15 protein-coding genes are annotated in these 13,408 nt (G+C 70.7%); 2 read left to right on the plus strand and 13 right to left on the minus strand.

The annotated features are described in order from the left end of the window. The first annotated feature begins 46 nt into the window (after positions 1-46). Together NGB36_RS21495 and NGB36_RS21500 are read left to right on the plus strand one after the other, a co-directional pair. Positions 47-1,309, plus strand: a complete 1,263-nt coding sequence (locus NGB36_RS21495; RefSeq protein WP_255922064.1) for a DUF5919 domain-containing protein — start codon at positions 47-49, stop codon at positions 1,307-1,309. An 87-nt stretch (positions 1,310-1,396) separates the two neighbouring features. Then, complete coding sequence (locus tag NGB36_RS21500; RefSeq protein ID WP_255922004.1) at positions 1,397-2,131, plus strand: 3'-5' exonuclease; 735 nt, start codon at positions 1,397-1,399, stop codon at positions 2,129-2,131. Here NGB36_RS21500 and NGB36_RS21505 read toward each other — a convergent pair. From NGB36_RS21505 to NGB36_RS21560, 13 genes are all read right to left on the minus strand, one after another. After that, positions 2,106-2,987, minus strand: coding sequence for a phosphotransferase enzyme family protein (locus NGB36_RS21505; RefSeq protein ID WP_255922005.1), 882 nt, complete (start codon positions 2,985-2,987; stop codon positions 2,106-2,108). The genes NGB36_RS21500 and NGB36_RS21505 overlap by 26 nt on opposite strands. Positions 2,988-2,993: 6 nt before the next feature. Continuing rightward, positions 2,994-3,752, minus strand: a complete 759-nt coding sequence (locus tag NGB36_RS21510) for a sirohydrochlorin chelatase (RefSeq protein WP_255922006.1) — start codon at positions 3,750-3,752, stop codon at positions 2,994-2,996. Between the two features lies 1 nt (position 3,753). After that, a complete protein-coding gene (locus tag NGB36_RS21515) occupies positions 3,754-4,677 on the minus strand; it encodes an ABC transporter permease (RefSeq protein WP_255922007.1) in 924 nt (307 codons plus the stop codon). Further along, positions 4,664-5,458, minus strand: a complete 795-nt coding sequence (locus NGB36_RS21520) for an ABC transporter ATP-binding protein (protein WP_255922008.1) — start codon at positions 5,456-5,458, stop codon at positions 4,664-4,666. Before NGB36_RS21520 ends, NGB36_RS21515 begins: the two co-directional genes overlap by 14 nt. Before the next feature lie 39 nt (positions 5,459-5,497). After that, positions 5,498-6,646 (minus strand): aliphatic sulfonate ABC transporter substrate-binding protein, encoded by a 1,149-nt coding sequence (locus tag NGB36_RS21525; RefSeq protein WP_372509494.1) that lies wholly within the window; start codon positions 6,644-6,646, stop codon positions 5,498-5,500. Between the two features lie 213 nt (positions 6,647-6,859). Beyond that, the gene (locus NGB36_RS21530) at positions 6,860-8,218 is read right to left on the minus strand and encodes a sulfate adenylyltransferase subunit 1 (RefSeq protein ID WP_255922009.1); all 1,359 of its coding nucleotides are present in this window, start codon (positions 8,216-8,218) and stop codon (positions 6,860-6,862) included. Further along, positions 8,219-9,154, minus strand: a complete 936-nt coding sequence (gene cysD, locus NGB36_RS21535) for a sulfate adenylyltransferase subunit CysD (RefSeq protein ID WP_255922010.1) — start codon at positions 9,152-9,154, stop codon at positions 8,219-8,221. It abuts the gene before it with no gap. A gap of 217 nt (positions 9,155-9,371) precedes the next feature. Next, a complete protein-coding gene (gene cysC / locus NGB36_RS21540) occupies positions 9,372-9,947 on the minus strand; it encodes an adenylyl-sulfate kinase (RefSeq protein ID WP_255922011.1) in 576 nt (191 codons plus the stop codon). Then, positions 9,944-10,657 (minus strand): phosphoadenylyl-sulfate reductase, encoded by a 714-nt coding sequence (locus NGB36_RS21545; protein ID WP_255922012.1) that lies wholly within the window; start codon positions 10,655-10,657, stop codon positions 9,944-9,946. Before NGB36_RS21545 ends, cysC begins: the two co-directional genes overlap by 4 nt. Then, complete coding sequence (locus tag NGB36_RS21550; RefSeq protein WP_255922014.1) at positions 10,654-10,833, minus strand: hypothetical protein; 180 nt, start codon at positions 10,831-10,833, stop codon at positions 10,654-10,656. Before NGB36_RS21550 ends, NGB36_RS21545 begins: the two co-directional genes overlap by 4 nt. After that, positions 10,830-12,527 (minus strand): nitrite/sulfite reductase, encoded by a 1,698-nt coding sequence (locus NGB36_RS21555; RefSeq protein ID WP_255922015.1) that lies wholly within the window; start codon positions 12,525-12,527, stop codon positions 10,830-10,832. Before NGB36_RS21555 ends, NGB36_RS21550 begins: the two co-directional genes overlap by 4 nt. A 129-nt stretch (positions 12,528-12,656) precedes the next feature. After that, positions 12,657-12,740 carry a putative leader peptide gene (locus tag NGB36_RS33850; RefSeq protein WP_342673503.1) on the minus strand — a complete coding sequence of 28 codons (84 nt, stop codon included), beginning with the start codon at positions 12,738-12,740 and terminating at the stop codon, positions 12,657-12,659. Positions 12,741-12,832: 92 nt separating this feature from the next. Further along, complete coding sequence (locus tag NGB36_RS21560) at positions 12,833-13,378, minus strand: GNAT family N-acetyltransferase (RefSeq protein ID WP_255922016.1); 546 nt, start codon at positions 13,376-13,378, stop codon at positions 12,833-12,835. Positions 13,379-13,408 lie beyond the last annotated feature (30 nt).

The following is a 13,408-nucleotide window of genomic DNA, read 5'->3' on the forward strand; positions in this document are numbered from 1 at the left end:
GTAACCTTCCTTGATCGTAGGCGGGGGCGGGAGAGGCGGTGCGGTGGTGACGTCGGGAGGTCTGGTGCTGCCGGGCGGCGGTGACCAGGAGAACCAAGGCGACGCCATCGACGGGACGGCGGCCACTGTCTCCCTGGCTCAGCCCAAGGAGCCCAAAGAGATCGGAACGGAATTGGAGTGGGGCGCCGAGGCCTGGGCCGAGGTGCGCACCCGCGCCCGGCGCGCCGGACGGGCGTACGTGTGGCTCAATCTCGTCGAACAGCGGCTGCGGGCCGTCGTCGGCTCTGTGCTGCGGCCCATCTACGAACCGGTGCACGGCGAGGAATGGGTGGTGGCGGCCGCCGGCCCCGCCGGCCACGAATGGGTGCAGCGGGCCGCCGCCGTACGCGAGGTCAGCCGCCGCAAGGGATACCTGCTCGACCCGGCCGACGACAACATCCTCAGCTTTCTGACGCTGCCGCAGCTGCGTGAACTCGTCATCCAGCACTGGCCGTGCTTCGAACCGTATCTCGACGAGCGGCGCGAGCTCGAGCTGGTCCTCGACGAACTAGAAGTCGCCCGGCACGTCGTCAACCGCAACCGGGCGCTGTCCGAGACGGTGCTCGCGCAGGCGGAGCGGGCAGCAGCGCGTCTGCTCGACATGCTCGGCAGCGGCCCGGAGGCGCGCTCCGGCGACCGGTTGCCGGTCGATGCCGTCGAACAGATCGTGGGCGACCGGTACTCGGACGTGATCGGCGTCCACCCCGACCGGGTGCGGCTGCTGCGACGGCTGCCCGCCGAGGATCTGTTCGGCGGCGCGAGACGCCTCGACGCGATAGGCATAGGGCTCAACCTGCTGGTGCAGAACTACTCGGGGCGCCGGCTTGTACGCCTCGCCGAGTCCGGCTGCCGGGTACGGCTGCTCTTCCTCAACCCGGCCAGCAGCGCGGTGCGCCGCCGGGAGCGCGAACTTGGCCTCGGGCGCGGTGAGATGAGCCGTTCGGTCGAGATGAACATCATGCACATGCGCAGGGTGCGGGCGCGGCTGCGCGACCCGGACGCCTTCGAGATCCGTGTCTTCGACGAGACGCCGCGCTTCACCGCGTACTTGGTGGACGGGGACGGGGCGGACGGGATCGCGGTGGTGCAGTCGTATCTGCGCAAGGCGCGGGGCATGGAGGCGCCGGTCATCGTGTTGCGCGGCGGCAGCCGACGGCTCGTCCAGCGGCAGGGCGAAGCACCCGCCGACCGGAACGGTGAGCACGGCCTGTTCGAGATCTACCGCGAGGAGTTCGAGGGGGTCTGGGCCGATTCCCGGCCCGTGTCGTGATCGCCCGCCCCAGCCCGCCCCGGGCTCGTTGTCAGTGGTGCACGAGATGATGGGGAGTGTCAGGGGGAGATGAGGAGGGGGTCCGCCATGGGATGGCACCACGAGCTGCTCGTCGGCTTCGACTTGGAGACGACGGGCACGGATCCGACGCAGGCACGCATCGTCAGCGGTGCGATCACCGAGGTCAGCGACGGCGAGCCGACAAGGGTCCGGGCATGGCTGGTCGATCCTGCCGTGCCGATTCCGGCCCAGGCCACGGCCGTTCACGGCATCACCACCGCCAGGGCGCGCGCCGAGGGCCGCCCCGCGCACGAGGCGGTGGCGGAGATGGCCGAGGCGCTCGGTGCGTACTGGGCGTCCGGCGTGCCGGTGGTCGTCTACAACGCGCCGTTCGACCTGAGCCTGCTCGCCGCCGAGCTGGCCCGGCACGGGCTCCCGTCGCTCGACGGCTCAGTGGGCCCGGTCGTCGACCCGCTCACGGTCGACCGGGCCGTCGACCGCTACCGCAAGGGCAGGCGCACGCTGGAAGCCGTGTGCGGTGTCTACGAGGTGGCGCTGGACGGGGCGCACGAAGCCGGCGCCGACGCGCTCGCCGCCGTCCGGGTCGCGCGTGCGATAGCCGAGCGGTATCCGCAGATAGCCGCCGCCGAGCCCTGGGAGCTGCACCGCTCCCAGACGGCTTGGTACAGCCAATGGGCGGAAGGCTATGAGCGGTGGCTGCGACGCGGGCAGGACAAGGAGGCGGTGGTGGACCGCAGATGGCCGGTGAGGCCGGCGCAGCCCGACGCCGTCACGATCAGAACGGGTACCAGCGCACCGTAGGGTCACCGTCCCGCAAGGACGCCACACGGCGCTTGAACTCCGCGAGCGCTGAAGGGCTGCCGGGCGCGTGCTGGGCCACCCAGGCACAGCTCGCGGTCTCACGCGCCCCGCGCAGGACGGCGCAGCCCTCCCATTCGCGGACGTCCCAGCCGTACGCGGTGGTGAACGCGTCGTACTCGGCGGCGTCGAGACCGTAGCGGTCCAGGCTCAGCGCCATCACCACCAGATCGTGCTCACGCAGATCGGAGGAGAAGGTTTCGAGATCCATCAGCACGGGTCCGTCCGGGCCCACCAGAACATTGCGCGGCAACGCGTCCCCGTGCACCGGACCGGGTGGCAGATGCGGGATCAGGGCGGCAGCCCGTGCGGCGAATCCGTCCCTGCGCTCGCGCAGATACGCCGCGTCCGCCGGGTCGACGGCCTCGCCCGCCAGCCGCAGCCAGCGCTCGACCCCGCCGAGCAGATCGCGCGGCGGAAGCACGAAGGCGGGCTGGGCAAGGGCGTGGACGCGGCGCAGCAGCACCGCCAGATCCGCAGCCCCGGCCGGCCGTACGGCATCCGGCAGCCGCCACCAGTACGTGACGGGGTGCCCGTCGACGAGCTCCGCATCCGGCTCGGCGGCGCGTACCGCGGGCACACCCTGCTCGGCGAGCCAGCCCGCGATCCGCAGCTCGCGCTCGGCGCGCTCCAGCAGCCCGGCGTCGCGACCGACCTTCACGACGATGTCTCCGGTCGCGAAGACGGCGTTCTCGCCGAGCCCCAGCAGCTGTGCCTCGGCCGCGTGCGCCGTGTCGACCTTTGCCGCGGCGGCCAGCACCTCTCGCGCTCGCCGCTCCGTGAATGCCACGCCGCGCATTCTCCCCTACGCGCTCAGCGCCACCCGGTAGGAGGCGCCGCTGGCACGGGCCTCGTCGTAGCGGTGGAGCAGCAGGCGGGCCAGTTCGGGGGCGGCGCCGAGGACGGGTGCCAGGGCATCGGCGTGGGCGGCGCCGGCGACGATCCGGTCCGGAAGGAAACCGGGGGCGATCACGTAGGGGGAGACCGCTACCCGTTGGACGCCCTCGGCGCGCAGCTCCCGCACCGCGTCCTCGGTGCGGGGAAGGGATGCGGAGGCGAACGCAGGCCGCACGGCGCACCAACCGGTACGCCGCCACTCCCGCGCGATTTCAGCGATCACTGCGATCGCCTCCGGGTCTGTGGAGCCCGCCGAGGCCAGCACGATGCCCGTCGAGCCGCGGTCACCGTCCGGCATCCCCGCCTCGCGGAGCCTGCGCTCCAACGCGCTGATCAGCAGCGGGGACGGGCCGAGCACGTCGGCCTGGTGGATCGTCAGCCGGGGGTGCCTGCCTTCCGCCTCCCGCAGCACCGCGGGGATGTCGGACTTGGCATGGAACGCGCGCGTCAGCAGCAGCGGGAGCGCGATCACCTCGCGGACGCCCTCGGCGGCGAGCCGGTCGACCACCTGCGGCACGCCGGGCGCGCAGTGGTCGAGGAAGCCGGTCTCCACGCGCAGCCGCGGCCGCAGCGACCGCACGCGCTCGCACAGGGCGTGCACGGTCGCGGCATGCCGCGGATCGCGGCTGCCGTGCGCGGCGACGAGGAGAACCGGCTTGGTCGTCATGTCAGCGCGCCTCTGTGAGGAGTCCGCGGCTGCGCAGGACGCGTCGTTCGGCGGGTTTGAAGATGAGCAGTTCGATGCCGATGCCGACGATGAGGATGAGGATGATGGCGGCGAGGACTCCGGGCATGTCGGCGTTGGTGCGGGCGTTTTCCAGGAGTTGTCCGAGGCCGGTGCCGAGCGCGGGTGAGGTGGCGATGATCTCGGCGGCCATCAGGGAGCGCCAGGAGAAGGCCCAGCCCTGCTTGAGGCCTGCCAGGTAGCCGGGGAGGGCTGCGGGCAGCAGTATGTGCCGTACGCCGTTGATCCCGGTGGCGCCGATGGTGCGGCCGGCGCGCAGGAAGAGCGGGGGGACCTGGTCGATGCCGGCGACCAGGCCGTTGGCGATGGAGGGGACGGCGCCGAGGAGGACGACGGCGTAGATGGTGGAGTCGTTGAGGCCGAACCAGATGATGGCGGCGGGGACCCAGGCGACCGAGGGCATGGACTGCAGCCCGGACAGGATCGGGCCGATCGCTGCGCGGACGGCGGGGATGCGGGCGACGAGCAGGCCGAGGGGTGTGCCGATGGCGACGGAGGCGAGGAAGCCGAGCGCGCCGCGGGAGACGCTGGTCCAGATGTAGCCGAACAGGGTGCCCTGCAGCCAGTCCTGGTGGAGCGAGCCGATGACGTCGCCGGGGCTGGGCAGCAGGTAGTGCGGCTTGAGCTGGAAGTGGTAGGCCAACTGCCAGGCGGCGAGCACGAGAACGATCGCCAGGAGGGGCGGCAGCGCCTTGGTGCGCAGGATCTGCCCGATGGGCGCCTTGGCGGCGGTGCGGGTCTCCAGCGCGTCCAGGCCGGCTTCGAGGCCTGCCAGATCCGGCTTGTCGGCGGCAGGCTTTCCATTCGTCGGCTTCTCTGCTGTCGGTTTGATGTCAGTGCTGGCCATGGCGGCGGATCTCCCCCCGGAGCTGTTCGGTGATCTGGACGGACAACTCGGCGACGTCGGCGTCCTCGATGCGGCGCGGGTGCGGGATGTCGACCTGCCATTCGCGGGCGATGCGGCCGGGCCGGGAGGAGAGCAGGACGACACGCTGTGCGAGGCGCACGGCTTCGCGCACATTGTGGGTGACGAACAGCACCGAGACGCCCGTGGACTCCCAGATGTGGGTGAGTTCTTCGTGGAGGACGTCGCGGGTGATGGCGTCGAGCGCGGCGAACGGCTCGTCCATCAGCAGCAGGTTGCTGTCCTGGGCGAGTGCGCGGGCCATCGCCACGCGTTGCCGCATGCCCCCGGACAGCTCGTGCACCCGCTTGCCGTAGGCGCCCTTGAGCCGGACCAGTTCGAGCAGTTGCTCGGCGCGTTCGCGGCGCTCGCCGCGGGCCACGCCACGCATCCGCAGGGCGAGTTCGATGTTGCGGCCCGCGGTCAGCCACGGGAACAGGGCATGCTCCTGGAACATCAGGGCCGGCCGGCCGCCGGGCGTCTCGATCGTCCCGGCGGAGGACCGGTCGAGCCCGGCGACGAGGTTGAGCAGCGTCGACTTGCCGCATCCCGAGGCCCCCAGGAGGCAGACGAACTCACCGGGCGCCACATCGATGCTGATGTCGTCAAGCACCTGCTGGGCCGCCCCTGGCCGGCCGAAGGCCTTCGAGACGTGGTCGAGCCGGGCGGCATACGGGACGTCCGTCCCGGGGCGGGTAGGCGTCTCGCTGATCGCCGTGGTCATGGGGTCACCTCCTGGGGGTGGTGGTGCGGGCTGGTGGCCTCAGCTGCCGAGGCCTGCGTCGGAGACCTGCGGCTTTCCTTCGGACTTCAGTACGGCATTGAGCGGGGTGAGGTCGTAGATGCCCTTCAGATCGGGCTGCTTGAGCAGCCCTGCGGCCACCCCGTGAGTGGCTTCCTGCTGCAGGGTGGAGGCGAGCGGGTCGTCGGTGACCTCGATGTTGCCGAACGCGGAGTCCAGGACCTTGCCCGGCAGCGGCTTGCCGTTCAGCGCCTGCAGCTGTGCGTTGATGGCGCTCTTCGCGGCCTCAGGGTTGGCCTTGATCCAGGCGTTGGCCTGCACCGAGCCGCGCAGCACTGCCTGCACGACATCCGGGTGCGCGGCGAGGAAGGACTGGGAGACGACGACGTTGGTGGTGACGAACTGCCCGCCCGGCCACAGCGACTTCTCGTCGATGAGGGTCCTGGCGCCGGCGGCAACGAGCTGGGAGGCGGTTGGTTCCGGTACCCAGGCACCGTCGATCTGGCCCTGCTGGAAGGCGGTCACGGTGGTCTTGTTGTCGATCCGGGTGACGGTGACATCGCCCTTGCCGGTGGTCGGGTCCTCCTTGTAGCCCTTGCCCGCGAGGTAGTTGAGCAGCGCCACGTCCTGGGTGTTGCCCAGCTGCGGGGTGGCGATCGTCTTGCCCTTCAGATCACTCTCGCTCTTGATCTTGTTGGGGTTGACGACGAGGGACGCCCCGCCCGAGGTCGCGCCCGAGATGATCTTCAGGGACTTGCCCTTGGACTTGATGTAGCCGTTGATGGCGGGGGAGGGGCCGATCCAGCCGATGTCGATGGCGCCGGAGTTGAGCGCTTCGACCTCCGACGGGCCCGCGTTGAAAACTTGCGTCTTCAGCTGTGTGCCGCCCAGCTGCTTCTGGAACAGACCCTGCTGGACGCCGACGAGAGCGGTGGCGTGCGTGACGTTGGCGAAGTAGCCGATCGTGACGGAGTTGGCGGAGAGCTTCTTGCCGGAGGCGGCCACCGGTCCTGAGGCGTTGTCCTTCGTGGCCTGGGAGCCGTAACCGCAGGCGGCGAGCGAGGTGAGCAGCAGAGGGAGGGCGGCGGCCGCGATCAGGCGGGCCGCTCTGCGGGCGGGGCGTGCTGGTCCTACGAGGGTGCGATCGGCCCGACGACGGAGTCGGCTAATGTCACTCACGGGAGGGTTCCTTTGCGGAGGCCCGGGATCTCGCGCTATGGCGCGGCCGGGTCATGGGAAGGGCATTGGTGGTACGGCTTTGCATGCAGGTGCGGGGCGGCCGTCAGTGCACACATCGCGCCACTCCGCCCTGCCCGCTGCCGCGGGTGCCGCTGCCGACGCGGCCGCCCTCCTTCGCGAACCCGGAGAAGGCTTCCCCGGTCATCAGAAGTCCCATCCGTCGTCGGCCGTGCTGTCGGCCTCGGCCGCTGTTGTGCTGGTGGTGGGGAAGGCTTCGCCTGCCATGCCGGCGGTGAGGGTCTGTCCGTCGGCGGGGTCGATGAGGATGAACGCCCCGGTGCGGCGGGAGTCGGTGTATGCGTCGACGGCCAGCGGCTGGGCGGTGCGCAGCACGACGGAGCCGATGTCGTTGACGGCCAGCTCGCCCGGGGCGTTGGTGCGGGCGAGGCCGGCATCCCGGTCGAAGGAGGTGACGTCCAGGCGGCCCGTGATGTCCTTCACGATCGCCTTGACGGTGCGGGTGCCGTGCTTGAGCAGCACGCGTTCGCCGATGCGCAGCGGGCGTTCGTGCAGGTGGCAGACGGTCGCGGTGATGTCCTGCGTCGGCGTGGGCGCTCCGGTGGCGGGGGCGATCACATCGCCGCGGGAGATGTCCAGGTCGTCGGCGAGGGTGATCGTCACCGACTGCGGGGCCCAGGCGACGTCGACGGCCTGGCCGAGGGCGTCGATGCCGGTGATGGCGGAGGTCTGCCCGGAGGGCAGGACGACCACCTGTTGGCCCACCCGCAGCAGGCCGGAGGCGATCTGCCCGGCGTAGCCGCGGAAGTCGTGGTGCTCCGGGGTCTGCGGGCGGATGACGTACTGGACGGGGAAGCGGGCCGGGGCGTCGGTCTGGTCGGTGCCGACCGGCACGGTCTCCAGGTGTTCCAGCAGGGTGGGGCCGCCGTACCAGTCCATGTGCGCCGAGGCGGTCACCACGTTGTCGCCGGCGAGTGCGGAGATGGGGATCGAGGTGATCTCCGGCACCCCGAGCGCGGTCGCGTAGTGGGTGAACTCCTCGGCGATCGCGGCGAAGACCGGCTCGGCGTAGTCGACCAGGTCCATCTTGTTCACCGCGAGGACGACGTGGGGGACGCGCAGCAGGGCGGCGACCGCGGCGTGGCGGCGGGTCTGCTCGACCACGCCGTTGCGGGCGTCGACCAGCACCACGGCCAGCTCCGCGGTGGAGGCGCCGGTGACCATGTTGCGGGTGTACTGCACATGGCCGGGGGTGTCGGCGAGGATGAACCTGCGCCTGGGGGTGGCGAAGTAGCGGTAGGCGACGTCGATAGTGATGCCCTGCTCCCGCTCCGCGCGCAGCCCGTCGGTGAGCAGAGCCAGGTCGGGGGCGTCCTGGCCGCGGCGGCGTGAGGCGTGCTCGACCGCCTCCAGCTGGTCGGCGAGCACCGACTTCGAGTCGTGCAGCAGCCGGCCGACCAGGGTGGACTTGCCGTCGTCCACGCTGCCGGCGGTGGCGAAGCGCAGCAGCGAGGTCGCCGAGGTATCAACGGTGGTGGCGGACATTTAGAAGTACCCCTCGCGCTTGCGGTCTTCCATCGCGGCCTCGGACAGCTTGTCGTCGGCGCGGGTCGCTCCCCGCTCGGTGAGCCGGGAGGCGGCGATCTCGGCGATCACCTGGTCGATGGTGGCGGCGTCGGAATCCACCGCACCGGTGCAGGACATGTCACCGACGGTGCGGTACCGCACCATGCGCGACTGGACGGTCTCGCCGTCCTTCGGGCCGCCCCACTCACCCGCCGTCAGCCACATCCCGTCTCGGGAGAACACCTGGCGGGTGTGCGCGTAGTAGATTTCCGGAAGCTCGATCTTCTCCCGCTCGATGTACTGCCACACATCCAGCTCGGTCCAGTTCGACAACGGGAAGACCCGCACATGTTCACCCGGCGCGTGCCGGCCGTTGTACAGCTGCCACAACTCCGGCCGCTGACGGCGCGGATCCCACGCGCCGAACTCGTCGCGCAGCGAGAACACCCGCTCCTTCGCCCGCGCCTTCTCCTCATCCCGCCGTCCGCCGCCGAACACCGCGTCGTAGCGGCCCTCGTTGATGGCATCGAGCAACGGCACGGTCTGCAACGGGTTGCGGGTGCCGTCCAGGCGCTCGCGCAGCCTGCCGTCGTCGATGTAGTCCTGCACGGACGCCACATGCAGCCGCAGCCCGTACTTGGCCACCGTGCGATCCCGGTAGGCCAGAACCTCGGGGAAGTTGTGCCCGGTGTCCACATGCAAAAGCCCGAACGGCACCGCAGCCGGCGCGAACGCCTTCAGCGCCAGATGCAGCATCACGATCGAGTCCTTGCCACCGGAGAACAAGATCACCGGCCGCTCGAACTCACCCGCCACCTCACGGAAGATGTGCACACCCTCGGACTCCAACGCGTCCAAGTGCGAAAGCGCATACGGATTGTCGGTATCGGCACCGACAACGGGAGCCGTCGTCACGCTGCACCCCTTCCGCTCGCACCGCCGCGCCGGCGGCTACTGGCCCCATCAGGGGGCATCTCCCGCCGCAGGCAGGGGGAGGCTCCGCCACGGGCACTGTCGCCCGCGGGGCGCACAGGCGCGGCCTCCCCCAGACTCCGTCCGGGGGTACCTCCTGTCCTCATCTGCGGCCCGGCGGCCGCCCCGCCGCGGTAGCAGCTGATGTCGCGGTCGTTGCTCACAGCAGTCCCCTCTCGCTCAGCAGCGCAGCCAGCGCCGCGGCGGACTCGTCCACGCTCTGCGTGTGCGCCTCGATCCGCAGGTCCGGTGCGGCCGGGGCCTCGTACGGGTCGTCCACACCCGTCAGGCCCGAGATCTCACCCGCCGCCTGCTTGGCGTACAGGCCCTTCACGTCCCGCACCGAACACACCTCGACCGGAGTGGCCACATGCACCTCGAGGTACGTGGTGCCCGCCGCCTCGTGCCGCTTGCGCACCGCCTCACGGCTGCGCCCGTACGGAGCGATCACCGGCACCAGCGCCTTCACGCCGTTCGACGCCAGCAACTCGGCCACGAAACCGATCCGCTGCACATTGGTGTGCCGGTCTTCCGCGGTGAAACCGAGCCCCGCGGAGAGGAACTCGCGGATCTCGTCCCCGTCGAGCACCTCCACCCGGTGCCCGTCGCCCCGCAGCCGCTCCGCCAGCGCGTAGGCGATGGTCGTCTTCCCCGCGCTCGGCAGACCGGTGAGCCACACGGTGGCTCCCTGGCCTGTCACGCCCATTGATCGCTCCTGCTGTGTCACGTTCGTCATCCGTGCAGCCCGCACTCGGTCTTGGCCCGGCCCGCCCAGCGGCCGGCCCGCGCGTCCTCACCTTCGAGCACGCGGCGGGTGCACGGTGCGCAGCCGACGGAGGCGTAGCCGTCCATCAGCAGTGGGTTGGTCAGTACGCCGTGTTCGGCGACGTAGGCGTCCACATCGGCCTGCGTCCAGCGGGCGATGGGGGAGACCTTGACCTTGCGGCGCTTGGCGTCCCAGCCGACGACCGGCGTGTTCGCGCGGGTCGGGGACTCGTCGCGGCGCAGGCCCGTCGCCCATGCGTCGTAGTTGCGCAACCCCTCTTCCAGGGGCTTGACCTTGCGCAGCGCGCAGCACAGGTCGGGGTCGCGGTCGTGCAGCTTATCGCCGTACTCGGCGTCCTGCTCGGCCACCGTCTGGCGCGGGGTCAGCGTGATGACGTTGACGTCCATCACCGCGGCCACGGCGTCGCGGGTGCCGATCGTCTCGGGGAAGTGGTAGCCGGTGTCGAGGAAGACCACGTCGACGCCGGGGAACGCGCGCGAGGCGAGGTGCGCCACGACCGCGTCCTCCATCGAGGAGGTGACGCAGAAGCGCGGCCCGAACGTTTCGGCGGCCCACCGCAGCACGTCGAGCGCGTCGGCGTCCTCCAGGTCACGGCCCGCCTGCTCGGCCAGTTCCCGCAGTTCGTCCTCGGTACGGCCGGTGGTCGCTGCGGTGGTCATCGTGTGCCCCCTTCGTCAGTGCCGTGCCGCAGGCCCTTGGCCAGCAGCCCGATGAACGAGAGCCGGAACGCGCGATTGCACGATCCGCATTCCCACACTCCGTGGCCTTCCTCGGAGGGCCGCAGGTCCTCGTCGCCGCAGTACGGGCAGTAGAACGGCGCAGCACGCTCACTCACGACAACGCCTCCTCCGACGCACGCGATGCCCAGGCAGCGAACCGCTCGCCGTCCTCGCGTTCGGCCTGGAAGCGGCGGAGCACCCGCTCGATGTAGTCGGGGAGTTCGGCAGCGGTGACCTTCAGGCCGCGCACCTTGCGGCCGAATGCGGGGTCGAGGCCGAGGGTCCCGCCGAGGTGCACCTGGAAGCCCTCGACCTGCTCGCCGTCGTCGTTCATCACCAACTGGCCCTTGAGGCCGATGTCCGCGGTCTGGATGCGGGCGCAGGCGTTGGGGCAGCCGTTGACGTTGATGGTGATCGGCTCGTCGAACTCCGGCAGGCGCCGCTCCAGCTCCTCGATGAGCGCCGCGCCGCGCGCCTTGGTCTCCACGATGGCGAGCTTGCAGAACTCGATGCCGGTGCAGGCCATCGTGCCGCGCCGGAACGGCGAGGGGGTCACCTGGAAGCCGAGCGATTCGAGTCCGCTGACGAGGGAGTCAACGCGGTCCTGCTCGACGTCGAGGATGATCATCTTCTGTTCGACCGTGGTGCGGAGCCGGTCCGAGCCGTGGTCCGCGGCAAGCTCAGCGATCTTGGCGAGCGTGGGGCCGTCGACCCGCCCGACGCGCGGTGCGAACCCCACGTAGAACCGGCCGTCGCGCTGCGGGTGGACGCCGACGTGGTCGCGCCAGCGCGAGCGCGGCTCCTCGGGCGCGGGCCCGTCGGTCAGCTTGCGCTTCAGGTACTCGTCCTCCAGTACCTGGCGGAACTTCTCCGCACCCCAGTCGGCCAGCAGGAACTTCAGCCGGGCGCGGGTACGCAGCCGCCGGTAGCCGTAGTCGCGGAAGATGCCGACCACGCCGGCCCACACGTCGGCCACCTCGTCGAGCGGCACCCAGGCGCCCAGCCGTTCCGCGAAGCGCGGGTTGGTGGACAGGCCGCCGCCGACCCACAGGTCGAAACCGGGCCCGTGCTCGGGGTGGACGACTCCGACGAAGGCGACGTCGTTGATCTCGTGGACGACGTCCTGGATCGGCGAGCCGGAGATCGCGGTCTTGAACTTGCGCGGCAGGTTCGAGAACTGCTTGCTGCCGATGAAGCGCTCGTGGATCTCCTCGATCGCGGGTGTGCCGTCGATGATCTCGTCCGCGGCGATCCCGGCGACCGGCGAGCCGATCACCACGCGCGGGCAGTCGCCGCACGCCTCGGTGGTGGACAGGCCGACGGCCTCCAGCTTCTCCCAGATCGCGGGCACGTCCTCGATCCGCACCCAGTGCAACTGGATGTTCTGGCGGTCGGTGATGTCGGCGGTGCCGCGCGCGTAGCTCTCCGAGACCTCGCCGATGGCGCGCAGCTGGGCGACGGTGAGGCGGCCGCCGTCGATGCGCACCCGCATCATGAAGTACTTGTCGTCGAGCTCCTCCGGCTCGAGGACGGCGGTCTTGCCGCCGTCGATGCCGGGCTTGCGCTGGGTGTACAGGCCCCACCAGCGCATACGACCGCGCAGGTCGGCGGGGTCGATCGCGTCGAAGCCGCGGTGGGCGTAGATCGTCTCAATGCGTGTCCGCACATTGAGACCGTCGTCGTCCTTCTTGGACTGTTCGTTGCCGTTGAGCGGCGTGAAATGGCCGACGGCCCACTGGCCCTCGCCGCGGTGGCGGTGGGCCTTGCGGCGCTGGGGCGCAGCTTTGGAGGTCTCGGGCGTGGTGGCCATGGCGTTGCGGTCCAATCAAGCAGACTCAGGGCGGTGCGTGGCGCGGCGTCCCTGGCCTGCGGAGGCTGGGCAGCGGAGACCGCGCGTCCGCGACGACGGGAAGTGCGTGAGGGGTACGGCGCTGGACGGTCAGCTCGCCGGACAGATGGCGCTGGACATGCGGCCGAGGTCGACGTGCAGTCGACCTACCAAGGCGATTCCAGCGCGAGACATGACGGCAGCGTGGCACGGCCGTCTTGTGCGAGTCCACTATTATCCACTATGTGGACGCGATCATTTCGCTTCATGAGACGCTGTGTCGCGCGTCACCATGCGGGCGGCGTCGGCTTCTCCTCCTGCTCGGTGCGGGTCTCGAAGAGCCGGAACCCGCGCCGCTGGTAGTTGCCGAGCGCGTGCGGCCCGTCGAGGTCGCAGGTGTGCACCCACACCCGCTTCGTCGGCGGGCGGTGCGGCCACCGCTGGGCCAGGTCCCACGCCCGTGCCGTGCCGTACGACAGAAGATGGCCCCCGATGCGGCGACCTCGGAAGGCCGGCAGGAGCCCGAAGTACGCGATCTCGACCTGGGTGTCCTGCTGGGCCTCCAGCTCGATGTACCCGGCGGGCGTCCCCCGCTCGTACGCCACCCACGTCTCGACGCCCGGCTGGTGCAGGTACTCCTGCCACCGGGTGCGCGGCCACGCCAGCCGGTCGGTCCACGAGACGTCGGCGCCGACCGATGCGTACAGGTAGCGGCTGAACTCCGGGCTCGGCACCTCGGCCCGCACGATCGTGATCCCGTGCGCCTCGCCCGCAGGAGTGAGGTCGGCCGGCGAGGTCTGCTCCAGGCACCAGGTGGTGACGGTGACGCTCATGCCGGACAGCCAACCATGCGCGGGCCGCGG

The organism is Streptomyces humicola (assembly GCF_024436035.1).
Classification (GTDB): Bacteria; Actinomycetota; Actinomycetes; order Streptomycetales; family Streptomycetaceae; genus Streptantibioticus_B; species Streptantibioticus_B humicola.